Consider the following 22841-nt stretch of genomic DNA (forward strand, 5'->3'; position numbering starts at 1 on the left):
TATTCCTCACTTTAATTCATGATTTATCCTTATCATAAACCAGGCGCGTAAACTGCGCAAGATTATTGTTTCCGTTCACCCGCTTCCTCTGTCTCCAAACCCGGTTCGTCCTCCGGCACTTCTTTCACCATGAATCGAATCATGTTTTCCTGAATTTTGCCCATCAGCTTTTCCATCCGCTTCTGTTCCTCGTCCGAAATACCTTCCATGCAGACGCTGTAGAGGTCTTTTTCCACGCGCAGCAGCTCTCCGGAAAGCTTCCTGCCTTCCTCTGTCAGGAGCAAGCGGTTCTTTTCTTTCTTTTCGCTGCTTTTTTCCTTTTTGTCCGCCGTGCGCTCTTTTTTCTCCGCTGTGCTTTCTATCCTGTCGGCGGGCTTTTCCTTTGCACTCTTTTCCTTAACCGGCTTTTCCGGCGCGATCAGCTTTTTGCGTTCCAGCTTCTGCATCGCAAGAAACAGCCTCGGCTGTCCGACTCCGGCGATTTCCCCGAGCCTGCGTGCGCTGTAGCAGGCGCTGCACTGGGCGAGGGCACACAGCAAAAGCGCCTCATCCAACGTCAGCATATTTTTCTGCGCCGCCAGATCCAGCTCATATTCATACAGCCTGCGGAACCGGTACTGCCCGATCACTGCGCCGTTTCCTTCCACTTCTTCCCGGGTAATCCGCCTGCGCTCTTCCCCAAGCTTCTTGCTTCCCGGAAGCACGCCGCCGTCCTTTGCCGCAGCCCATAAAAAGCTGTAGACCTGCAGCCGGATATCGGCATAATCCTTATCCTCGTAAACGTCTTTATAAAACTCGTTATAATACTCGAAAATGTTACTCTTCATCCGCACCGTATTCGTGATGCTCGCTCCCTGGCTGACCAGGCTGCCGCGGCGCTTCAGATAATAATAAATCGGCACCTGCAGGGCAAAAAAGCTCTCCGCATGGCGGATATATTCCAGATTAAACAAAAAGTCCTCACACCAGCTGATGGAGGTATCCATCCGGATATGATATTCTTCGATGATGCTCCTGCGGTACATTTTGTTCCAGAGTACGCCGTAATAAAAATCCGCCGGATTTTCAATCATATAGGAAGCAAACTCCTGACGGCTCATCACCTTGTCCTCTTCGATGTCGCCCTTCTGCGCCAGCCTTTCCCCGGAAACCCGGTAAAAGTCGGAAATGACCATGTCGCAGTTATATTCCTCCATCGAACGCACCAGAAGCCTTGTCGCCTCCGGCACGATCCAGTCGTCGCTGTCCAAAAACTGAAGAAACGTTCCCCGCGCCAGCTCCAGTGCCTGATTTCTCGTATCCGACACGCCGGTATTTTCTTTATGGACCACACGTACCCGGCCATCCTGCTGTGCATATGCATCGCAGATTTCGCCGGATGCATCCTTACTGCCGTCATCCATCAAAAGCAGCTCAAAGTCGCGGTAATCCTGACTTAAAATGCTGTCCACACAGCGTTTCAAATATTCCTGTGCATTGTATACAGGAACAATAATGCTTACCTTCGGTTCCATACTTCCTCCTGTTTTGAATTGGTTTCCTCTGTTTTCAGATATTTCTGCTCCATATCTTTTATCCGTCTGCTGCACGGTTCATGCAGATTTTCCGGTATTCCCGCGGGGATATCTGCATCCGCCGCTTAAAAATCTGATTAAAAAATTTTATGTCTTCATAGCCGACTCTGCGGGCGATCTCCACCACCCTCAGATCACTGTCTTCCAACAGTTCGCAACTTTTTTCGATGCGGACATTCTGGACATATTCGCGCAGCGTCACCCCGGTTTCCTGTTTAAACCGCCTGCTGATATAGGCAACGCTGTAATGCTTCTGCTCACAGAATGTTCCCAGCGTCAGGCTGTCCTGATAGTTCCCGTTTACATATTCCAGCACCTCCTGCACAGACGTACTGTAGGGGCGCTCGTTTTCCGGTTCGATCAGCCCGCGCAGCGTCAGAAGCAGGATTTCCAGAAGCTTGAACCGAAGCAGCGGATAACATCCGACTTTTTGCTCCTGATATTCCAGAAGCATTTCCTGCATCAGCTGCCCTACCTGTCCATCCCGGTCGTGAAACACTCTGGCAAACTTCGCCTGCCCAAGTGACATCCGGTAATATTTTAACAGACAGCCCTGCAACAGCTGGGAAAAACTCCGGCAGCCCTGCAGTGTTTCATCCACCGTCTCCGGCAGAAACAGACAGTTGATCAGCGTCAGATTTTTACAGTTCTGAAATCCATGGAGACAGCCGTAATCCACAAAAAAATAATCGCCTGCAGAAATGGTTTTCCCTTCGTTTTCCAGCGTATGCTCCGCTGTCCCACCCGTGATATATGCCAGCTCAAAAAAATTATGGCCGTGCATTTCAAGATCCTCCTGACAAAACGGCATCATAATGAGTTTTTCCGCTTTCCTGTTCTGATAGAACTGGAATTCTGTAATCTCCCCTCGGAACATAAAGACAAGTTCACCCCCATTTTCAGTCAAAATCAGGTGCTTTTCTTTAGGCTACTATCTGTTATCATAAAAGTCAATACGAACCAAAACAAGGAGGGTATGTTTATGATTCCAAACGCAAAATGGATTCGTCCGGCACAGACAACAGGGGACGTCTGCCCGGTCTATTCCAAACAGTTTTCTCTTTTTTCTTCTCCCAATCAGTCGTTATCTTCTGTTGCGCACGCAACACTTTCTGTTACAGCAATGGGAGTTTATGAAGCATCTTTAAATGGAAAACGCATCGGCGATTTCGTCCTTGCTCCCGGCTGGACATCCTATCGCCACCGCCTGCAGGTGCAGACCTATGATGTTACCGAGCTCCTTTCTTCGGAAAACGAACTTTCCATCCTCGTCGGAAAAGGTTGGTACCGCAGTCCGCTTGCCTGGCCCGATGAAGCGCACCGTCAGCAAAAAGCACAGATTTCAGCCGGACTGATCGCACTTTTGACGATTACCTATACAGACGGCAACACGCAGCTTCTCCCGACCGGAGCAGACTGGTCGGCATATGAAAGCAATGTCCGTTTCAGTGAAATTTATGATGGCGAGACCTACGACGCGGCATTTGATCCGTCCTCTGCTCCAATTGCAATCGAGGAATTTGACGGTCCGTCCGATACGCTGATTGCCCAACAGGGCGAAAAAATTACCGAACAGGAGCGTATCATGCCTGCGCGGATCTTCGCTACGCCCGCCGGGGAAACTGTCATCGATTTCGGTCAGGAAATTACCGGTTATGTCGAAGTTTCTTTAGACGCCCACGCAGGCGACTGTGTTGAGCTTTCCCATGCGGAAGTTCTTGACAAACACGGAAACTTTTATACAGAAAACTATCGCGCTGCCAAAGCGAAATTTTTATATTTCTGTAAAGAAGGATTCCAGACCTGGCATCCGAAGCTGACCTTCTTTGGCTTCCGCTATATCCGTGTCGATCACTTTCCCGGCGGAGCGGATGCAGTACGTCCGGACATTTTTACCGCAGTTGTCGTCTGCTCCGACCTGCAACGCACCGGTTTTCTTTCCAGTTCAAATCCGCTGTTAAATAAGCTGTTCGACAATATCATCTGGGGACAGAAAGGCAACTTTGTCGATGTCCCGACCGACTGCCCGCAGCGCGATGAACGTCTCGGCTGGACAGGCGATGCGCAGGTATTTATCCGTACCGCCTGCTACAATTTCGATACGGAAGCATTTTACCGCAAATGGCTTTCGGATCTTGCCGCAGACCAGTATCCGGACGGTCATGTAGACCACGTCATTCCTGCCATACTCGAAAATCAAAAGAGCAGCGCAGCCTGGGGCGACGCAGCCTGTGTCTGCCCGTGGGAACTTTATCTGGCATTCGGCGATGTAAACATTCTGCGCAGCCAGTTTAACAGTATGAAAAAATGGGTGGGCTATATCACCTCCTCCACCACGACCAAAAACCTCTGGACCGGAGGAGAACACTACGGCGACTGGCTCGGTCTGGATGCACCGTCCGGCAGCTACAAAGGTTCTTCTGACGAAGACTTAATCGCTTCTGCTTTTTATGCGCATTCCACGGAGCTGGTCATGAAAGCCGGTAACGTGCTTGGCGAAGATGTTTCGGAATATGAGACGCTCTATAAAAATATCGTTTCCGCTTTCCAGGAAACCTGGCCGGTTTACCACACGCAGACCGAATGCATCCTCGCCGCCCATTTCCACCTGGCAAAAGACTGCCAGGCTGCAGCAGATCAGCTTGCAAAGCTCGTTACAGACGCCGGTGTGCAGTTAAAAACCGGCTTTGTCGGAACGCCTTACCTGCTCCATGTACTTTCGGACTACGGCTATGTCTCCCTCGCCTGGTCACTTTTGCTGCGGGAAAACTATCCTTCCTGGCTTTATCCGATCACAAAAGGCGCAACGACTATCTGGGAGCACTGGGACGGTATTATGGAAAACGGCGATTTCTGGACCCGCGACATGAATTCCTATAATCATTACGCTTACGGCGCAGTCGCTGACTGGGTATATGGAAACGCCGCCGGAATCCGTCCGCTTGACGGCTATCCCGCCTATGAAAAGATTTCTGTCTCTCCGCTTCCCGACAAACGCCTCGGCTGGCTTTCCTGCTCCTATCGCTCCCGCCATGGTCTGATCCGTTCCGACTGGAAACTGCAGGGCGATCAATGGAGATACGAAATTGAAACGCCGGTTGATGCAGTCATCACAATTGCCGGGCAGAAACATGAAGTTGCTCCCGGAACGTGGATCTTCTTCAGTGCGGTAGAATAAACAGTGAAACTCGCAGTCTGCAGCTGCGTGGAAAAAATGCCCCGGGCTGGCGATCGTGTCACCGCTGCCCGGGGCAATCTTGTACTCTATTCTACGCCTTCCAACAGCTCCAGATAATTTCCCTTGTCGATATGCATCATTGAGATCTGGTTTTTGTGGCGGCGGAAGCCATACACACAGTCCACGTTGCGGATCAGGGACTGTAAGCGTTCGTCAGGCACGCAGACAATCAGCTGAAGATCCATCTGCCGGGCATATTTTAAGCAGACCGCGCTTCTCTCCTGATCCATTTTGGAAAAGGCCTCGTCCAGAAGCACCAGCTTAATTCGACTGTCGCGGTTGGTCTGCTGCATGTAAAGCATCGCAAAACCGGCAAGCAGTGCGACGTATTTCGGATTCTGACCCTCACCGCCGGAATCGCGGCCTGCCATGTCATCCACGAAATTTTCACGGATCACGTTTCCATCTGCATCCGTAACCTGCTCGTACATGGAAAAGGACAGATAATTGCGGTAATCCGCATACTGCTCCATTTCCCGACGGTGCTGCTCCAGCACCCGCTCATCGTCGTCCTTTACCGGCATGAACTTGTCTGTCAGCAGCCTGATCTTTGCTTCGTATTTCTGATAAAAGCTGTCCTCTCCAAGGGACAGCTGCCCCTCGAAGCCGTCATTGTCCAGGTTCTTGCTGTCTAACTCCGGTGCCATGAGCATGTCGTAAAACTGACCGTTTTCATTGTAGGCAGGCTCGATTTTAATCTGGTAAATACTATCAGAGAAGTTCGTCTTTTTCAACAGGCGGTTGATCTCCGCAGCGTGCCGCTTTGCCGCCTTAATGTCGCCGTGAATCGTTGCGATCACATTCTCCCGCAGGCTGCGGTAAATGAAATCGCATTGTTTTTCAAACTCGGTCCGATACTGGGGCTCAAAATCTGTCTCATACTGGGAAAGCAGCTGCTCATAACCCTCATTGGATTTCTCCGAGCCGGAAAATCCGCTGGAGGGATACTGCAGGATATAGGCGTTTCTTGCCCGGGACAGCTCTTCTGTCTGCTCCTGCTCCTTTTCACAAAGTACTTCTATCTCCGCATTTTTCTGGGCCCTGACCGCGCCGGAAGATCGTTTGGACAGCGCCTCCTGCACCATTGCGGTGATCTCCGGCTGCTGTGTATAACCGACAGACGCCTCCTTTAATGCTGCGTTTTTGGACTGCAGCTCCGTGCGGATGCGCTCCTGATTACCGGTCTGCTGTGCAATTTCATTCTGCATACCGGACATTCTCTTTTTCAGCTCGCTGCGTTTTTTGCGAAGCTCTGCTTCTTTTTCTTCCAGCTCCTTATATGCACCCATCCGCAGACTTTCGATGGTTGCTTTCGTCTCCTGTGTTTCCAAAAGCACGGCTTCCAGCTCCTGTGCTGCCCGAGAAAGGCTTTCCAGATACGCCGGCTCTTCTTTCAGGCTCTCCATCTCCCGGACCGCCTTCAGACCGTCCGCCATGCGCTTTGCTTCTTCCAGCTCTTTTTTCAGACGCTGCGCATCTACTTCATAGTCCTGCTGCCGTGCGCGGGAAACCTTGCTTCCGATGCACGCGCCGACGGTATAATCCCGTTTTTTCAGATGCCGGAAAATAAAATTACTGTAGGAATAACAATCCGGCGTCACACCGTCTTTGGCGCTTCGCAGCTCCTCCACCGTGCGGCATTTCATAATCCGTCCCAGATAGCGTTTTAAGCAGCTGTCTGCAAAGGGCTCGACCGCCCGCACAGCCTCGTATAACGAACCCTCCTCCGCCCTCGGATTGCTCTTTGTGACCGCCTCAGAATGAATCAGATCGATTTCCTCAAACTGCCCCATCTCCCGGAAGGCTTTTGCTGCATCCGCCGCGACCTTCGGCTCTGTAATCAGGCTCAGCTTCAGACGTCCCAGACGTCCTTCTACCGCATTTTTCCATTCCTCATCCTCAACATCGAACAGGTCTGCAAAAATCCACACCTTGATTGTTCTTCCATACAGTGCAGAAAGCTTCTGCTCCAGGGCAGCCCGGGCCTTTGTCAGCACCTCCGGATAGGATTTGCGGTTGTTTTTCATATCGTCCAGAAGCTTTTGCTTTTCCTTCAGGTCTTTGGACAGCTGCCGCTCCTGCTCGTGATAGGTTTCGTACTCTTCCTCGATATTCTGGCGTTCCTCTTCCAGACGGCTGCGCAGCTCCAGACACTGCGCCTGTGTCACCGGTCCGGTGCAAAATGCGCCAATCAAATTCAGCAGCCGGTTGCTGATATAGTCCGCAACGATCTCGTCGCTCTCCCATCGCCGCAGTCCCTGCAGGATTTTGCGCCACTGTGCCGCGTTATCCGCCAGCATCCGGCTTCTTTTTTCCAGCTCTTCCAGACGCTCCTGACGGCTGCCAAGGTCGCTGCTCTTTAAGTCCGCACTGACAAGGATCAGCTCGTTTTCCAGCTGGGCAGACAGGGCTTCCAGCTCTTCTTCCTGCTGCCGAAGCTCCCGCAAACGCTCCTGTGTCCGATCCTGATCCTGTAAAAGGGCATCGATCCGGTTCTTCAAATCCTCAATGTCGATACAGCGGATCACCGCCTGCTGCTTTACGATATCCGCACGCGTCATCGTCAGCTTTTGTCCGGCTTCCCGCACCTTTTTAAGCATTCCGATCTTGTTTTCCAGCACGTCGATCTTTTCTTTGATGTCCCGGTAAGCGCCCAGCTGTTCGCTGATCGTTTCAATGGTGTCTCCCTCGCTTTTTGGGAACATGTAATCCCGGATAAACTGTCCCGTCCCGTTGGACATTTTCAGCGCGATCGCACTTTTTTCCATGGTCATAAAACGATTCCCGTCAATGTAGCCAAGGATCTGGTCATACAGCGTGCTGATATACGCCTCCCGGGACGGATAAATGCGGTTTAACTCTGCCCTGCCGCCCTTTGCCGTCTCCTTCATCCGCGTCTCTGTCAGCGCCCGGATCTCCTGGTTCGAATAAGGATAGCCCTCTGCCGTCAGATACCCGCCCTCCGGCATTTTTCCGAGATGACTGAAATAAACGAACTTTCGTATTTCAGAATCGTTTTTCCGTACTTCAAAAGCAATTCCCATGCAGACATACTGCTTTGTCCCGGTATCCTGCAGCTCCAGAACGATCTGGGAGCAGAAATCCTGTCCTTCGCGGTTTGCCGTGCCGTCCTTTTGTTCACCGCGCAGATAGCTCAACACGCTTCGTCTGTTTTTGGCGTCGTCCGCCGCTTTATTTAAAAAACTCGGAGAAAAGCTGCCGTATAAAATCACCTGGATCGCATCCATGACTGTGGATTTTCCCGAGCCGCTCTTGCCGGAAAACAGGTTCACATATTCGTGAAATTCCAGAATTTTATGGTTGATTCCGCCCCAGTTATTCAGACACATCCGGGTAAAGATCTTCTTCGCCTGTTTCACGTTCCTCTTCTCCTTCCGTCGTTTTTTCTTCTGCGTCATCCCGATAACGCTGTACCAGCTCGTTGATTGCCAAGGACGAGCAGAAAATATTCACCGTACCGTAAATATAGATCGGCGTCTGATCCTCTACGTTCAAAATCGCCCCCGGCAGCTCGATCATCTGGTGGGTTTTCATCAGATTTAGCGCAGCCTGCCAGTCCTGTGCGTTCAATTTTCCCGGAAGCAGTCCGGTATTTCTGCCATATTCCCGGATTTCCGCCAGGGTCGTCACCGTTGCATGCAGTCCCTCGCCCATGATTTTATCCCGGTAAATCAGCTTTAACAAAAGCAAAAGCTTTGTCGTCGTCAGGCTCATTTTTTCCATCGCTGCACCGTCGCCTGTGATCCGGAACAGATGATCCTGCGGGTCGTGCACCAGTTCACAGCCCATCACAGAAAGATAGTCCGCAATAAATTCCCGGTGCTTTAAACAGACCTGATAGCGCCCATTATCCCGGGCCGTCAGCGTCACCGGATCGTATTTTACCTGTAAAATACAGGTCTGACGAAGCAGCTCCTGTATGGTTCTTCGAATCGCCTCCACCTCGGCGGGGGTGCGTTCCTCCAGATATGAAAACATGTATCAATTCTCCGTTTCGTCTATACTAAAACCGGTGTAGGAAAAGCCGTCCTTCTGATGGATTTCCTCCTGCAGCAAAATCCGGTCTTCCTCCTGTCTGCTCTGGGTCGCCTCCTGCCAGATAAACAAAAGCTTTTCCAGATCCTCTGCCGACTGCACCGTATCCTCCAAAACCTGAAAAACTCCGTTCTTCGTATGCCGCCGTCTGAACTCCTCCAGCTGTCTGCCGGTATAGAGCGGCTTCGGGACGAAATCTGCGATTTCCGAGGACGCCTCCTCCTGCAGAGCCAGCGGTACGAACTGATTTTCCAGCCTTGGCCGACGGTTGTAAAGGCTCGCGTCCCCGACAATGGAAAACGGTGCCGTCACATACATGCTGTCCCGCAGCTCTTCCAAAAGCGCTTCTTTTTTGTCGCCGTGGTTGAGCAGACCGATCAGCTCCAGTGTGCTGTCCTCTACGCCTGCACCCTCCTGCAAAAGGTAGTGGATTCTCGCCAGCGCCCGCCGCGCAAAGACGGTTTTCAATTCGATCAGGCGGTTATACTTTTTCTCGATTAAATCAAATTCGCGCTCCACCAAAAGAACCAGCTGCGCCGCCTCTTCGCAGAATTGAATGCCGCGCTCAAGCCTTAAAAGGGCGGGCGCAGACGCGCCGGAGGCCAGTGCTTTCGCCTGCATGGACGCTGCATAGCTGCCTCCTGCGCTTTCTGACGGTTCGGGCGCGCTGCTGTCGCTGCCCTGTGCAGCCATAAGCATCCGCTTCTGCGCCGTCAGCCCCTCGCGGCGGTTTTCATTTTCCTCCAGGATCTTCGCAATCAGCTCCTTGACCGCCTCCTTATAGCGGTAAAAACTGTCTGTCGTTGTTAAAATTGCATATTTTACGCTCTCGCGATTGTTGATCTCGTTGACCAGAACCTCCTGAATTCCGATAAAGTCCTTTCGTTTGGAAAGTTCATCGAACCACAGCCGCATGCTGTCCTGCATATTGGACAGCATCTGTCCGAGGCTTTTGGATGTGCGCAGGGCACTTTTTAAAATGCTGTTATTTTTTTCCGGATCCGAATCATAGGTGTAAAGGGCGCTGTATACAGACAGAATATTTTCCCGCTCCATGCTGTCGTCCTCTTTTTCAAGACGGTCAAACAGCTCCACATACAGCCTGCTGTACTCCGGAAAGCCAATGATATAGCAGTTTAATTTTTCATCAAAATCCTTCGAAAGCCAGCCCCACTTCACAAACCTGTCCAAAACAGCGGAGGGCGAAAGCCCGGGAAAGCCTTCGTCCTCCGTTTTTTCTGTTTCATCCTCCCACCAGACCAGGTTGACCCTGGCGATCGTTTCCGCCAGAATGCTCCTGCATTCCGAATCCGTCAGCTGCGTCAGGGCATAGGCTTCCTGATCCGCCTCGTACAAAGCGGTCAGAAGCTGCATGTAATACTCCATGTTCTGGGTGCGGAACAGCTTATAAAAATCTCTCGGTATCTTCTTTTTCAGAATCATCTGTCGTGTTAAACCTCATATTCCAGTTCTCCGTCAAAGACAAACTCCGCCGGACCTGTCATAAAGATATGGTTCGTCTTTTCGTCCCATTGGATCGTCAACGCACCGCCCAGCACCTCTACGGTCACTTTCCGCCCCGTTTTGCCGTTTAAAACGCAGGCAACCGCCGTCGCACAGCAGCCTGTTCCACAGGCAAGGGTTTCACCGGTTCCGCGCTCCCAGACCCGCATTTTTACATATTCCGGGGATACGATTTCCACAAACTCAGTATTGGTGCGTCTCGGAAATCTCTCGTGATGCTCAAAATGCGGTCCGATCTGCTCCAGTGGCAAATCTGCCGTGCTGTCCACGAAAACAACGGCATGGGGATTTCCCATAGACACGCAGGTCATGCGGTATGTTTGATTCTCCACAGTGATCTCTTCATCGACGGACTGTCGGTTTTTAGAAACAACCGGAACCTCTGCCGCCGTCAGGATCGGCTCGCCCATATCCACACGGATTGCTTTTGTCACGCCGTTTTCCACCGTCAAATCCATATATTTCACTTTTCCGCCGCTGATAATGGAAAACCTTGCCCGATCGGTCAATCCTTTGTCATGGGCATATTTTGCCACGCAGCGGATGCCGTTTCCGCACATTTCCGCCCTTGTGCCGTCTGCGTTATACATCTCCATCTCAAAATCTGCTTCATCAGAAGGATTGATAAAAATAACGCCATCGCCGCCGACCCCGAAATGACGGTCGCTGGCAAAGCGGACAAATTCCGGCTTCTTTTCCTGCGGTATATGCTCCGTAAATCCATTGACATAAACGTAATCATTCCCACAGCCCTGCATTTTTGTAAATCTGATCTTCATAAATCCTCCATACAGACATAATCTGTAAAACCCCTGCGTACACTGGAATAACAAAGTATCCGGGGGTATCGCAATGCGTTCCAAAACAAAAATTATCGTACTTCATTTAAAAGAACTGATCTATACCGGAATCCTGCTTGTTTTAGGCGTTGGACTGCTTTTTTTGCTGCTGCAGACCTTTCTGCCCAAAAAGGCAGTTCCAAAACCGGACTATGACGCAGAAACCTCCCTGTACCTGCCCGGAAAATACACCTCCACGGTTCAGCTCGGAAACGACCACGCGGATGTAGAGGTCGTCGTGGACAGCTCCGATATTCTTTCCATCCGTCTCGTCAATTTAAGTCAGACTGTCACAGCCATGTATCCGCTGGTCGAACCCTGCATGGATACACTGGCGAAACAGATCTGTGAAAAACAATCCCTCGAAGGCATCACCTACCCGGACGAAAACCGCTACACGTCACAGCTTCTGCTGCAGGCGATCGACGCTGCGCTGCAAAAGGCGACATATTCCCAAACCTGACCAGCCCAGCGCATTCGCAAAGGAAGGCTTATCCCGGCAGCTGATCCAGTTCCTTCTGCCATGCCATGCGGCTCGCATCCGAAGGCATCCGAAGGTCTCCCCTCGGCGATACCGCGACACTTCCGACTTTCGGTCCGTCCGGCAGGCACGAACGCTTAAACTGCTGTGCAAAGAAGCGGCGGCAAAAGGTCTTTAGCCACTTGCCGATCGTTTCTTTGCTGTAAATGCCTTCAAATGCCCTGCAGGCAAGCCGGTAGATCTTCGCCGGGCCAAAGCCACAGCGCAGCAGCTGATATAAAAAGAAATCATGGAGCTCGTAGGGGCCGACCAGATCCTCTGTTTTCTGGCTGATCTTTCCGTCCTCCGGCGGCAAAAGCTCGGGGCTTACCGGCGTGTCGAGGACATCCAGCAGCACCTCCTGCAGCACTTTTTCGCTTTCGCTGCAGGTATTCGCACAATATGCCACCAGATGGCGCACCAGCGTCTTGGGCACGCCGACGTTTACGCCATACATCGACATATGATCGCCGTTATAGGTTGCCCAGCCCAGTGCAAGCTCCGACATATCCCCGGTTCCGATGACAAGTCCGTTGCTCTGGTTGGCGAGATCCATCAATACCTGAGTGCGTTCCCGCGCCTGCCCGTTTTCATAGGTTACATCGTGCTTGTCCATATCCTGACCGATATCCCGAAAATGCACCTGCACCGCCTCTCGGATGTTCACCTCGATTAACTTCGCGCCAAGGGTCTGCGCCAGCCTGCAGGCATTTTCATAGGTGCGGTTCGTCGTACCAAAGCACGGCATCGTCACCGCTAAAATATCGTTTCTGTCTTTCCCGAGCAAATCAAATGCCCGCGCCGTCACCAAAAGTGCAAGGGTCGAATCCAGACCGCCGGAAACGCCGATCACCGCCGTTTTCGCCCCCGTATGCTCGTAACGTTTTTTCAGTCCCTGCGCCTGAATCGATAGAATCTGCTCACAGCGCTCTTTTTTCAAGGTTTCATCCGACGGGACAAACGGCATCTGGGCAAACGTGCGCGTCAGCTTTGTTTCTTCTTTTTCCAAGGCAAAACCAATCCGTACACAGGTTTCTGTGTTTTCGGGCACAAATGTGCTCATTCTGCGCCGCTCGTGGCAGATTTTATGAATATCCAGCTCCGAAAAAATCGTCTCGTTTTCAAAGCGTGCAGCCTCCGCCAGAACGCTTCCGTTCTCTGCAATCATATGATGCCCGGAAAAAACGAGATCCTGGGTAGATTCTCCATCCCCCGCGCTCGCGTAGACATAGCCACACAGAAGCCGCGCGCTCGTGGCAGCAATCAGGCTCTTACGGTAGGTGTCCTTTCCGACCGTCTCGTTGGAGGCGGACAGGTTGACGATCACCGTCGCGCCCGCCTTTGCCAGCGCCGTCGAGGGCGGGTCCATCACCCAGACGTCCTCGCACAGCTCACAGCCCACGACAAGCCCTTTCAGATTCCTGCAGGAAAACAACAGATTTCCGCCAAAGGGTACGGTCTGTCCCAGCACATCCACCTCGGACACTTTCCTGCTGCCTGCCGCAAAATGCCGCACCTCATAAAATTCCCCATAGTTTGGAATATTCTGCTTCGGGACAAGCCCCAGGATCCTGCCGTCCTGCACTGCTGCTGCCACATTGTAAAGCTTTCCGTCTTTTTCAAAGGGAAGCCCCACAAAGGTCAGCGCATCGTGCCCTTTCGTATGCTCCAGCACCGTCTGCAGCCCTTCCAGGCTTTCTTCCAGCAGGCGTTCCTGCAAAAACAGATCCTGACAGGTATATCCGGTCAGACACAGCTCCGGCAAAACGATCAGCTTTGCACGCTGCGCATAACAGGAGTCCAGCGCCTTACAGATTTCCAGTGCGTTCCAGGCAGGGTCTGCAACACGGATTTTCGGCGCAGCCGCCGCAGCTTTTAAAAAACCGTCTTTCATCGGGATTTTTTCTCCATTTTTTTCAACTCATCCACGTCAAACTTATATGTTTTGCCGCAGAAATGACAGTTTACCTCGATCGGCTTGTCCTCGTCGATCATCTCCTGCAGTTCTTTTTTGCCGATAGAAATCAGCGCTTTTTCCACCCGTTCCTTGCTGCAGTTGCAGGTAAAGCTGCAGGGCATCCGGTCGGTAATTTCCACATCAAAGCCGTTCAGCACCCGCTCTAACAGCTGCTCCGGTGTCATTCCCTGGTCGAGCAGTGCCGTCACAGAATTGATCAGCGACAGGTTATGCTCCAGCTTCGAAATCGTCTCTTCCTCTGCAAAGGGCATCAGCTGAATGATAAAGCCGCCTGCACAGCGCACGGTATTCGTCTTTTCCATCAAAACACCCAGACCCACCGAAGAAGGCGTCTGCTCGGAGGTTGCAAAATACGAGGTCAGATCATCCCCGATCTCTCCGGTCACCAGGGCTGTCTGTCCCACATAGGGTTCCTTTAAGCCGAGGTCACGGATGACAGAGAGCGTTCCCCTGCCGACCGCCCCTCCGACGTCGAGCTTGCCCTTCGCATTCGCAGGCAGGATGACGTCCGGCACCGTCGCATAGCCCTTGACCTCGCCCTTGGCGTTTGCCGTCACGGTCAGACCGCGAACCGGACCATCGCCGCGAACCTGCAGGGTTAAAAAATCGTCGTCGCCCTTTAACATGCTGCCCATCATCACGCCGGCTGTCAGCAGACGTCCCAACGCCGCCGTTACTACCGGGCTGGTGTTATGTGCCTGTCTCGCTGTCTCCACAAGCTCCTTTGTTGTCACTGCAAACGCGCGCACCTGTGCATTCGCCGCCGTCGCGCGTACCATATAATCTCCCATAGCTCCTCCATTCCTCGGGCTTACTTTACGGCAAGCCCCTGCCATTTCCACGCTGCGCTTTTCACCGCATAGCTTTTCTGCGTTGCGCAAATATTTTCATTTCTTATCCCAGATTCTTCCCGTGCTCGCGCGCGATCACATAGATCCGCTCGCTCGTCTCCGTTACGCTTCCATGCGTGTCTGCATCCAGTGCCTCGACAAAAATCAGCCCGGACTGTTCCACGAGCCGTTTCATCGTTTCCAGCGTATAGCCGCGCTGCAGATGGGTCTCCGTAAATTTGCGGAACAGGTCTTTTTGCTGTTTCACAAAAATCGTCAGATCGTATTCGTTGATCTGATCCTCCGCCGTATAATAATTTTCCCAGATAAAGCTGCAGTCCTCCCGGTTTTCCGCAATCGTGCTGTCACCGATGACTGTTTCGTATTTATAGACCGTATTAAAATCGAAGATAAAAAGCCCATTCGGGTCAAGATAGTTGTTTACCAGTTTAAAAGTTGTCAGTAAGTCGTTTTCTTCCAGTAGATAATTTAACGAGTCGCACAGACAGATCACCGCCCGGACCGTTCCGTAAAGCTCAAACTCCCGCATATCCTGCTGCAAATACAAAATATTATGACCGGACTGCGCACGCTTCTCCATTGCAATGTCCAGCATGCTGTCTGACAGATCAACACCGATCATGTCGTAGCCCTGCTTTGCCAGAAGCTCCGTCATGGAGCCCGTGCCACAGCCGAGATCCAGCAGGATTCCGTCCGTGATCTGATCCTGTTTCAGGCGTCCGACTACAAACTGACACCATTCTTCATAGGGCGTTTCATCCATGAACCGATCATAAACTAACGCAAAATCCTCATACATTTCCATTCGTTATCCACGCTCCTTCTGCCGCGCAGCGGCGTTTTTCTGCATCTGTCCGCGTGCGTTCCTGTGTCTGCATGCGAACGTATTTTCCGCTGCTGCCCGCGCGTTTTCGAACATGCCGCGCCCTATTTCACCAGCTCTACCAGCACTTCGACCAGCCGCTCCATCTCCGCCTGCGTGCCGACTGTAATCCGCAGATAGTTGTCGATTCTGGGCTTTTTGAAATATCGCACATAAATTCCGGCTGTTTTCAGGTTCTCGAATAACTCCTGCGCCGGGACGGTTTTGTGCGTTGCAAAAATAAAGTTCGCCTTCGAATCCGGGAACGTAAAGCCAAGCTCTGTCAGCTTCTGCTTCGTCCATTCCCGCGTCGCCACGATTTTCCCCGTAATCTCCTGAAAATACGCACGATCCTCTACGCATGCCTTTCCGCAGGCAATCGTCAGGCGGTTCATTGTATAGGAGTTGAAGGAAAATTTGACATCATTTAAATAGGAAATCAGCTTCTTTTGGCCGATTGCAAAGCCGATTCTCATACCCGCAAGAGCGCGCGATTTCGAAAACGTCTGCACGACGAGCAGATTTTCATACTTATCCACAAGAGGCAGGGCGCTCACACCCCCGAAATCCACATAGGCCTCGTCTACAATCACAACGGAATCGGGATTTTTTGCCACGATCTCCTCGATCGTATCCAGATTCTCCATCAGACCGGTCGGTGCGTTGGGGTTCGGGAAAATGATGCCGCCGTTTTCGTTCAGGTAGTCCTCTTTTTTCAGGCGGAACCTTTCATCCAGCCCAGGCGTCCGATAGGGAATGCCGTACAAATCCGCCCAGACGTCGTAGAAGGAATAGGTGATGTCCGGGAACAGAATCGGTTTTTTGCTGTTAAAAAAGGTCAGAAATGCCAGCGCCAGCACATCGTCGGAGCCAACGCCCACAAACACCTGGTCTGCCGCAACCGGATGCTCCGAAACAGAAACCGCCGCTGCAATCGCTTCCCGCAGCTCAAGCGCCGCCGGATCGGGATACAGCCGCAGCTTATCCGCTTCAAACTCCTGCAGTGCTTTTGTCACACCCGGTGCAGGCGGATACGGGCATTCATTGGTGTTTAACTTGATGATGTCAGTTCGTTTGGGCTGCTCTCCCGGTGTGTAGGGGACAACCCTGCGTACATTTGCTTCCCAGTCTGCCATGGCAGTTCCTCTCTTTCTGATGTAGTATCGCTACTCCATCTCCGCTTCTTTTAACGCTTCCTGCTCCTGCTGTGCCTTTGCAAGCTCTACAAACTCTTCCAGGCACAGGTTATTTTCCTTCATAAACTTCGCCGCCTCTTCCCCAACGTAGCGGAAATGCCAGGATTCATAGGAAATCCCGGTGATCGCCACCTTGTCCTGCGGGAAACGGAGAATAAAACCATACTCCGCAGCGTGCTCGTTTAACCAGATCGCCTCTTTGGTCGAAGCCTGCGATTTATCCAGGCCCTGATGATTTTTTCCTACGATATCCACGGCGAGACCGGTGTGATGCTCGCTCGCACCGGTGAGGGCGATTTCTTCCTTCGTCTTGAAAAAAGCGTCCTTATAGCTCATGCCGCCCCTTACGAATTTTGCGATGGAGTTGTCCATCAGCTGATCCTGCTTTTGATAATCGCGGTAAGCGGAACAAACCATCAGGGGCAGCCCTTCCTTTTTGCCGTCCGCCAGCATCATCTCAAGGGCTTTCTGAATCCGCCTGTCCACATACTTCCCATTGTCCGTCTTGGCCAGATCTACCTCAAAATCCTGCCGCAGCGGATTTTTTTCATTGACCAGCACATAGTTCCAGTCCTCCAGATCTACAGAAAATGGAATTTCCGGCAAATCCTCTTTCTCGCCGTCCTGCAGCATGACGGTCACATAGCCTTCCCGCGTTTCTTCCACTGCATTGCTGCTTTCTTCCAGCTCCTTTGTCAGATCCTCTACCTGACTCTGTGCGTTTAACAGCTCGCCGCTGGTCTGCGCCAGTTCTCCTTTTACCTTTTCATAAGACACATAAAACGAACTGGTCAGCACTCCTGCAATGACTACAAAGCCGCCTGCCAGTCCAATGAACCATTTTTTATAATTATCGTTATTCAATTTATTCGCAGTCCTTTTATCGTTTTATCTTTTTTGTCAATTCAGTATATTAGTATATTCCCAATCCGAAACGGTTACAAGCCCTAATTTTATTCCCAGTTCCCTTGCCCCTTACTGCCGCAGCTTCGAAAAAGGCTTGACACGCTCCCTCAACCTGACTATCATAAGCTGTGAACTGTAACCAAAATTTTATAACATTGCCAGGGGAGCGATTGCTGAGACTGAATATCCGCCCGGATTTCTGACCCTCATCACCTGAACCGGATAATACCGGCGTAGGGAGGCACATGTGACAGATTTTTATCTGTCCTGTTTTTCGTCCCCTCCTGTGCACACAAGGAGGTTTTTTTATGTCCAATTTTTTTGCAATCCCCATCACGGATGAATGGGGAACGACTTATCAGCTGACCACTGCCGGTTATACCGCACTGGTTGTCCTCATGCTGGCGCTTTTGCTGCTGGCCTGCTTTATCGGCAATTCTGTAAAGCAGCCTAAATTTTCCGCACGTCAGCTGGCATTTTCCGCAATGGCGATAGCTGCTGCCTTTGTCACTTCCGAAATCAAGCTGTTCCATCTGCCCTTCGGCGGCTCCATCACTTTATTTTCCATGCTGTTCTTAGTCCTGATCGGCTATTGGTACGGTCTGCGTGCCGGACTGATGACCGCCATCGCCTACGGCTTTTTACAGCTGGTCAGCGATCCGTATATCATCAGCATACCGCAGATGCTCGTTGATTACATCTTCGCATTCGGTGCGCTCGGCTTATCCGGCCTGTTTTCCAAATCGAAAAACGGTCTGGTGAAGGGCTATATCGCAGGTGTACTCGGTCGTTATTTCTTCGCATTTTTATCCGGTATGATCTTCTTCGGCGCTTACGCTGCAGACTACGGCATGTCCGCACCGGTCTATTCCCTGGTTTACAACGGCATCTATCTGTCCGTGGAAGCGGTGCTGACGCTGATCATCCTCTACCTGCCTCCGGTCAAAAAGGTCATGGGACAGTTAAAAACCATGGCGACACAGAGATAAAACGCACGCTCTGCGAGCATTTCAGATTTATAAAAAAAGAATCCGGCGCACAGTCCTATCGCTGTCTGACGCCGGATTCTTTTTTATCGTATGGAAAACTTCGTTTCCATGCGATAAGAAACACTCCGCGAGGATGCGCACTCGGCGCAAGAATGTGCCAAGGCACATTCCTTTTCACAGTTCTGCAAAATTCAGAAAATCTCAATACTCCAGGTATTTTCATACCGCTTGCCTGCAGGCAGATGAACCAGGTTGGGCTGCTCGGAAAGGTCTTCGATCCTGCCCTTGCGGGAAGGAAGCGCAGACCAGGGCTCGATGCAAACATAGGGCGCATCGGTAAACGGCATATGCCAGATCCCCAGGAAATTCATCTGCGGATAGGATACGCGCACGCTTCTTGTTCCTTTTTCACTGCACAGGGTCACTGCCTTCGCCATATCAGTCAGCACGATCGCATCCTGATCGAACAGGTTGTGTGCAAGGGGCAGTTTACCGCCGTCAGATAAAATAAACTCGCTGTCCTCGCCATTTACGAAGCAGTCCTCAGAAAAGCCAACGCGTATCGGATTCCCGGGAGCTTCAAACTGTAAGCAGTAATCCTCAAATGCAAGACCTTTTTCCAGCGGAACGGCAAAGCCCGGATGACCGCCGACGCCGAAATACATCACCTTTTTGTCGTTATTTTCTACCGCAAAAGTAACATTTAATTTGTTGCCGACAAGCTCATAGGTCAGCCAGTAAACAAACGCAAATGGATACATCTCTCTCGTATTCTCGCTGTCTGTCAGCTTCAGCACCAGTCTCTGCGCCGTATGCTCTTCCGCTTCCAGATCGGAAGAATTGACAAAGCCGTGGATCGGCATTTCGTAGGTCTTGCCATCCAGCATATATTTGCCCTCAGTCAGACGTGCGATATACGGAAACAGATTCAATGCGCGGTCTTTCCAGTAAGTCTCATCGCCCTGCCAGAGATATTCTGCCCCGTCCTTTGTCTGAATCGACCACAGCTCGCCGCCGTGGGAGTTTACCTGAACTTTCAGGCTGTCATTTTCCAGTGTGTAAATCATACATTCCCCTTTCCGCAGCCGATGAAAAAATCCGCTGCATCCCCTGATTCCATTTTCCCGGAGCGCAGCATCCAATTTGCCCGCGCCCCGGATTTTTTCTAAAAACGCGATACCCGTGTCCCACAGCCCCGCGTTTTTTTACTGGAATGGATTCCAGAAACGGCTGCCGTCTGCAAACGTAATGGTCAGAGCGACCGCCATAAATACTACCGCAAATCCAATCGTCAGATAGTCGTTTCGTACCAGCTTCTTTCCCATGTACCAGGTACGTTTTTTATTTTTACCGAAGCCCCTAAGCTCCATGGCATTGCTGACCACATCGATACGATCCATGCTGGAAAACAGCAGCGGGAAAATAATCGTGCTCATCCGCTTGATTCTCGTCCAGAGGGATGTCTTGCTGCTCATCTCGATGCCCCGCGCCTCCTGCGCATGCTTGATCTTGGTAAAATCAGACTGTACGTCCGGGATGTAACGCAGCGCGATGGCAATGGCGTAGCCCACGTTGTAGCTGACACCCATGCGATTTAAGCTTGCCGCAAACTCGCTCGGGTTGGTCGTCACGATAAACATCAATACCACCGGCGTTACTGTCAGATACTTCAGCATAATATTAAACTGGTAAAACAGCTGTTCCTTTGTGATATTATGATTGCCAAACAGGTGTAAAAGCTCTGTTTTTGTGCCGTAGATCACAGTTCCCTGATTCGGGGAAAACAGCCACACCGCAAGCATGTTAATACACAAAAACAGCAAAATAAACTGAAATACCGTCCCGACCTGTTTCCATTCCGTATGGGAAACCTTAAAGATCACCAGACTGCAGACCAGCATGACCAGCAGCACTCTCGTGTCATAGGTCAGCATACCGGTCAGCGACCAGAGCAAGAAAAAGATCATTTTCGAAACGCCGGAAAGCCGATGGATCCAGGTATCTTTTTCACTGTACGTCAGAATTCTGCCCGCCATCCGCTCTCACCTGCCTTTCATAATAAATAAACCGCTCTGCAAAGCCGGACGCATCCCCGATGCCGCAGCGCACCGCCAGATCATACAGCGACGTCTTTTTCAGATAAGCACGGTCTGCAACCGCTTCATCCGTCAGCACCTTTGCCGGCTTGTCGTCCGCAATCAGCTCGCCGTCCGCGATAACGATCGCACGGTCGGTATATTCCAGCATCAGATGCATATCATGTGTGATCATGATGATCGTAATGCCAAGGGTCTCATTTAAGTGCTTTAAAAATTCCATAATTTCCGTATAATGACGGTAATCCTGTCCTGCCGTCGGCTCATCCAGAATCAGGATCTCCGGATTCATGACGAGGATCGAAGCGATGGTCACACGTTTTTTCTGACCAAAGCTCAGAGCAGAAACCGGCCAGTTCCGGAAGGGATACAGACCGCAGATCTTTAACTTATCGTAAACCCGTTCCTTTACCTCTTCCTCCGACACGCCACGGACCCGTAGTCCCAGCGCCACTTCATCAAAAATCATCGGCTTGGAAATCATCTGATTCGGGTTCTGCATGACAAGCCCGATGGCCTCGCCACGCTCCTTGATGGATTTATCCGCAATATCACTGCCATTTAACAGGATCTTACCGTGATCCGGATGGATAAAGCCGCAGATCAGATTTGACAACGTACTCTTTCCCGCGCCGTTTTTGCCGACAATTGCGAGCATTTCCCCTTTGTTAATACGGAAATGAATATCCGACAGGATCGGTTTGCCTGTAATATAGGAAAAGTCCAGATCCAACACTTCGAGGGCCGGCTTTTCCTCTCCTTGAATCTCCGGCAGGGAAACCTTCTCGAACCAGTCCCTTACCTTTTCCTGATAAGGCTCCAGATTCATCGTCTCGATATGTTGAGGATGATCCTTTGCCGCAACCTGACATCCCGCATGTTTGAGCGCCGTCACATACAGCGGCTCACGGATGCCCTCCTGAATCAGAATATCGGAGGCAAGCAGCTCGTCCGGCGTCATATCCGCTACAACCCTTCCGTCCCCGATCACCACAATTCTGTCTACATCCCGGTAAAGGGCATCCTCTAACCGGTGTTCGATAATGATAACCGTCTTGTCGCGCTCCCGGCAGATCCGGTCGATCAGGTCGATAGCCCGCTTGCCGGTCGCCGGGTCAAGGTTTGCCAGCGGCTCATCAAACAGCAGGATATCCACATCATCTACCAGCACGCCCGCCATGGAAACTCTCTGCTTCTGTCCGCCGGAAAGCTCCGTCGGTGCATTACCGAGAAGGGCTTTGATATCCACAACCTCTGCCACTTCGTCTACTGCGCGGAACATTTCTTCCTGCTCTACGCAGTCGTTTTCCAGTGCAAAAGCAACATCCTCTGCAACCGTCAGGCCGATAAACTGGCCGTCTGTATCCTGCAGCACCGTACCGACGATTTTGGACATTCCAAAAATACCGGTTTTCGCAGGATCTTTACCGCCCACAGTCAAAGTTCCGCTGCTTTCGCCAGGGTATGAAAAAGGAACCATCCCGTTGATGCAGTGCACCAGAGTCGATTTTCCCGACCCGGACGGTCCCACGATTAAAACCTTCTCTCCGGCATTGACCCTAAGGTCAATGTCCCGGAGTGTAGGCTCTGACTGTGATCGATATTTAAAAGTATAGTTTTTAAACTCGATGATCGGAGTCATGTATCAGTCCTCTTTGGAAAGGCTTCCGGACTTTGCGCCGACCTTGGAGTAGGCAACTAACAGCAGAGTTCCCAGAATGCCGATGATAATTACATTTGCAACAAAAGCGGTTACGCCCTGTGTGAATACCTTATTTACAGGCTCTGCATAAATTACGATGTCCAAAACCGGAGCAACCAGAATCCATGCCAGTGCGTTTGCAACAACCTGTACGATATTGAACAGGCCGATTTCCTTGCCGCCGAAGCTGCCCTCTTTTACTTTATACTTCGCAGCAAACAGGCCAACGATGATGCCGAATACAGCGTCCGGGAATACCCAGCTCCACCATACGCTTCCGTAGAATACTGCATCACCCAGTGCATGACCGATCAGACCGATGGCGCCGCCAACAACGGGACCAAAAATAGCGGAGAAAAATGCAAGTACCGCTGCGCGGGTCTGCAGAGCTGTGTTCGGGATGAAACCAACCGGGATCTGCACGTTGGTTAAAACAACGAACAGTGCGGTTCCGATACCCATCGCTACGACATGCTTGATGCCAAACTTCTTATCCATGAGTAAATCCTC

At 51.4% G+C, this 22841-nt stretch carries 17 protein-coding genes, 1 pseudogene and 1 riboswitch; of the genes and pseudogenes, 3 read left to right on the top strand and 15 right to left on the bottom strand.

Translation table 11 applies throughout. From position 1 onward, the window contains the following. Window positions 1-62: 62 nt before the first annotated feature. On the bottom strand, window positions 63-1514 hold the full coding sequence (locus ACLTOQ_RS00815) for a glycosyltransferase family 2 protein (protein WP_262585383.1): 1452 nt from the start codon (window positions 1512-1514) through the stop codon (window positions 63-65). Window positions 1515-1572: 58 nt separating this feature from the next. Continuing rightward, on the bottom strand, window positions 1573-2358 hold the full coding sequence (locus ACLTOQ_RS00820) for an AraC family transcriptional regulator (protein WP_337426453.1): 786 nt from the start codon (window positions 2356-2358) through the stop codon (window positions 1573-1575). A 198-nt stretch (window positions 2359-2556) separates the two neighbouring features. Here ACLTOQ_RS00820 and ACLTOQ_RS00825 point away from each other — a divergent pair, with 198 nt between their 5' ends. After that, the gene (locus ACLTOQ_RS00825; RefSeq protein WP_412318419.1) at window positions 2557-4752 is read left to right on the top strand and encodes a family 78 glycoside hydrolase catalytic domain; all 2196 of its coding nucleotides are present in this window, start codon (window positions 2557-2559) and stop codon (window positions 4750-4752) included. An 86-nt stretch (window positions 4753-4838) separates the two neighbouring features. On the opposite strand, the gene ACLTOQ_RS00830 is transcribed toward ACLTOQ_RS00825, so the two are convergent. The 4 genes from ACLTOQ_RS00830 to dapF are packed head-to-tail and all read right to left on the bottom strand — an operon-like array spanning window position 4839 to window position 11165. Then, complete coding sequence (locus ACLTOQ_RS00830) at window positions 4839-8192, bottom strand: SbcC/MukB-like Walker B domain-containing protein (protein WP_412318421.1); 3354 nt, start codon at window positions 8190-8192, stop codon at window positions 4839-4841. Then, window positions 8149-8811 carry a DUF4194 domain-containing protein gene (locus ACLTOQ_RS00835; protein WP_262585387.1) on the bottom strand — a complete coding sequence of 221 codons (663 nt, stop codon included), beginning with the start codon at window positions 8809-8811 and terminating at the stop codon, window positions 8149-8151. The genes ACLTOQ_RS00830 and ACLTOQ_RS00835 overlap by 44 nt, the downstream gene beginning before the upstream one ends. 3 nt (window positions 8812-8814) lie before the next feature. Beyond that, on the bottom strand, window positions 8815-10311 hold the full coding sequence (locus tag ACLTOQ_RS00840; protein ID WP_412318422.1) for a Wadjet anti-phage system protein JetA family protein: 1497 nt from the start codon (window positions 10309-10311) through the stop codon (window positions 8815-8817). 8 nt (window positions 10312-10319) lie between these two features. Continuing rightward, a complete protein-coding gene (gene dapF, locus ACLTOQ_RS00845; RefSeq protein ID WP_337562596.1) occupies window positions 10320-11165 on the bottom strand; it encodes a diaminopimelate epimerase in 846 nt (281 codons plus the stop codon). A 79-nt stretch (window positions 11166-11244) separates the two neighbouring features. On the opposite strand from dapF, the gene ACLTOQ_RS00850 reads away from it, so the two are divergent. After that, window positions 11245-11694, top strand: a complete 450-nt coding sequence (locus ACLTOQ_RS00850) for a hypothetical protein (RefSeq protein WP_337562557.1) — start codon at window positions 11245-11247, stop codon at window positions 11692-11694. 28 nt (window positions 11695-11722) lie between these two features. Here ACLTOQ_RS00850 and ACLTOQ_RS00855 read toward each other — a convergent pair whose 3' ends face one another. The 5 genes and pseudogenes from ACLTOQ_RS00855 to ACLTOQ_RS00875 all read right to left on the bottom strand — a co-directional run. Beyond that, window positions 11723-13645: an NAD(+) synthase gene (locus ACLTOQ_RS00855; protein ID WP_412318423.1), complete on the bottom strand. Its 1923-nt coding sequence runs from the start codon at window positions 13643-13645 to the stop codon at window positions 11723-11725. After that, on the bottom strand, window positions 13642-14520 hold the full coding sequence (gene hslO / locus ACLTOQ_RS00860) for an Hsp33 family molecular chaperone HslO (RefSeq protein ID WP_412318424.1): 879 nt from the start codon (window positions 14518-14520) through the stop codon (window positions 13642-13644). The genes ACLTOQ_RS00855 and hslO overlap by 4 nt, the downstream gene beginning before the upstream one ends. 103 nt (window positions 14521-14623) lie before the next feature. After that, a complete protein-coding gene (locus tag ACLTOQ_RS00865) occupies window positions 14624-15385 on the bottom strand; it encodes a class I SAM-dependent methyltransferase (RefSeq protein ID WP_308727973.1) in 762 nt (253 codons plus the stop codon). Between the two features lie 122 nt (window positions 15386-15507). After that, window positions 15508-16578: a histidinol-phosphate transaminase gene (hisC, locus tag ACLTOQ_RS00870; RefSeq protein WP_412318426.1), complete on the bottom strand. Its 1071-nt coding sequence runs from the start codon at window positions 16576-16578 to the stop codon at window positions 15508-15510. 137 nt (window positions 16579-16715) lie between these two features. Next, window positions 16716-17271, bottom strand: a pseudogene (locus tag ACLTOQ_RS00875) (M15 family metallopeptidase); the annotation flags it as partial. Window positions 17272-17694: 423 nt separating this feature from the next. Continuing rightward, a riboswitch (TPP riboswitch) is annotated at window positions 17695-17801 on the top strand. A gap of 51 nt (window positions 17802-17852) precedes the next feature. Between ACLTOQ_RS00875 and ACLTOQ_RS00880 the strand changes: the two are divergent. After that, window positions 17853-18533, top strand: a complete 681-nt coding sequence (locus ACLTOQ_RS00880) for an energy-coupled thiamine transporter ThiT (protein WP_117960685.1) — start codon at window positions 17853-17855, stop codon at window positions 18531-18533. 191 nt (window positions 18534-18724) lie between these two features. On the opposite strand, the gene ACLTOQ_RS00885 is transcribed toward ACLTOQ_RS00880, so the two are convergent. The 4 genes from ACLTOQ_RS00885 to ACLTOQ_RS00900 form a co-directional block, all read right to left on the bottom strand. Then, window positions 18725-19600, bottom strand: coding sequence for an aldose 1-epimerase family protein (locus ACLTOQ_RS00885; protein WP_262585395.1), 876 nt, complete (start codon window positions 19598-19600; stop codon window positions 18725-18727). Window positions 19601-19738: 138 nt separating this feature from the next. Beyond that, window positions 19739-20569 (bottom strand): energy-coupling factor transporter transmembrane component T family protein, encoded by an 831-nt coding sequence (locus tag ACLTOQ_RS00890; RefSeq protein WP_021915883.1) that lies wholly within the window; start codon window positions 20567-20569, stop codon window positions 19739-19741. Beyond that, the gene (locus tag ACLTOQ_RS00895) at window positions 20541-22271 is read right to left on the bottom strand and encodes an ABC transporter ATP-binding protein (protein WP_412318428.1); all 1731 of its coding nucleotides are present in this window, start codon (window positions 22269-22271) and stop codon (window positions 20541-20543) included. The genes ACLTOQ_RS00890 and ACLTOQ_RS00895 overlap by 29 nt, the downstream gene beginning before the upstream one ends. 3 nt (window positions 22272-22274) lie before the next feature. Further along, entirely contained in the window at window positions 22275-22829 is a 555-nt protein-coding gene (locus tag ACLTOQ_RS00900) for an ECF-type riboflavin transporter substrate-binding protein (protein ID WP_412270397.1), read from the bottom strand. Window positions 22830-22841: the final 12 nt, after the last annotated feature.

The sequence above is a fragment of the Gallintestinimicrobium sp. genome, assembly GCF_046968865.1.
Classification (GTDB): Bacteria; Bacillota; Clostridia; order Lachnospirales; family Lachnospiraceae; genus Gallintestinimicrobium; species Gallintestinimicrobium propionicum.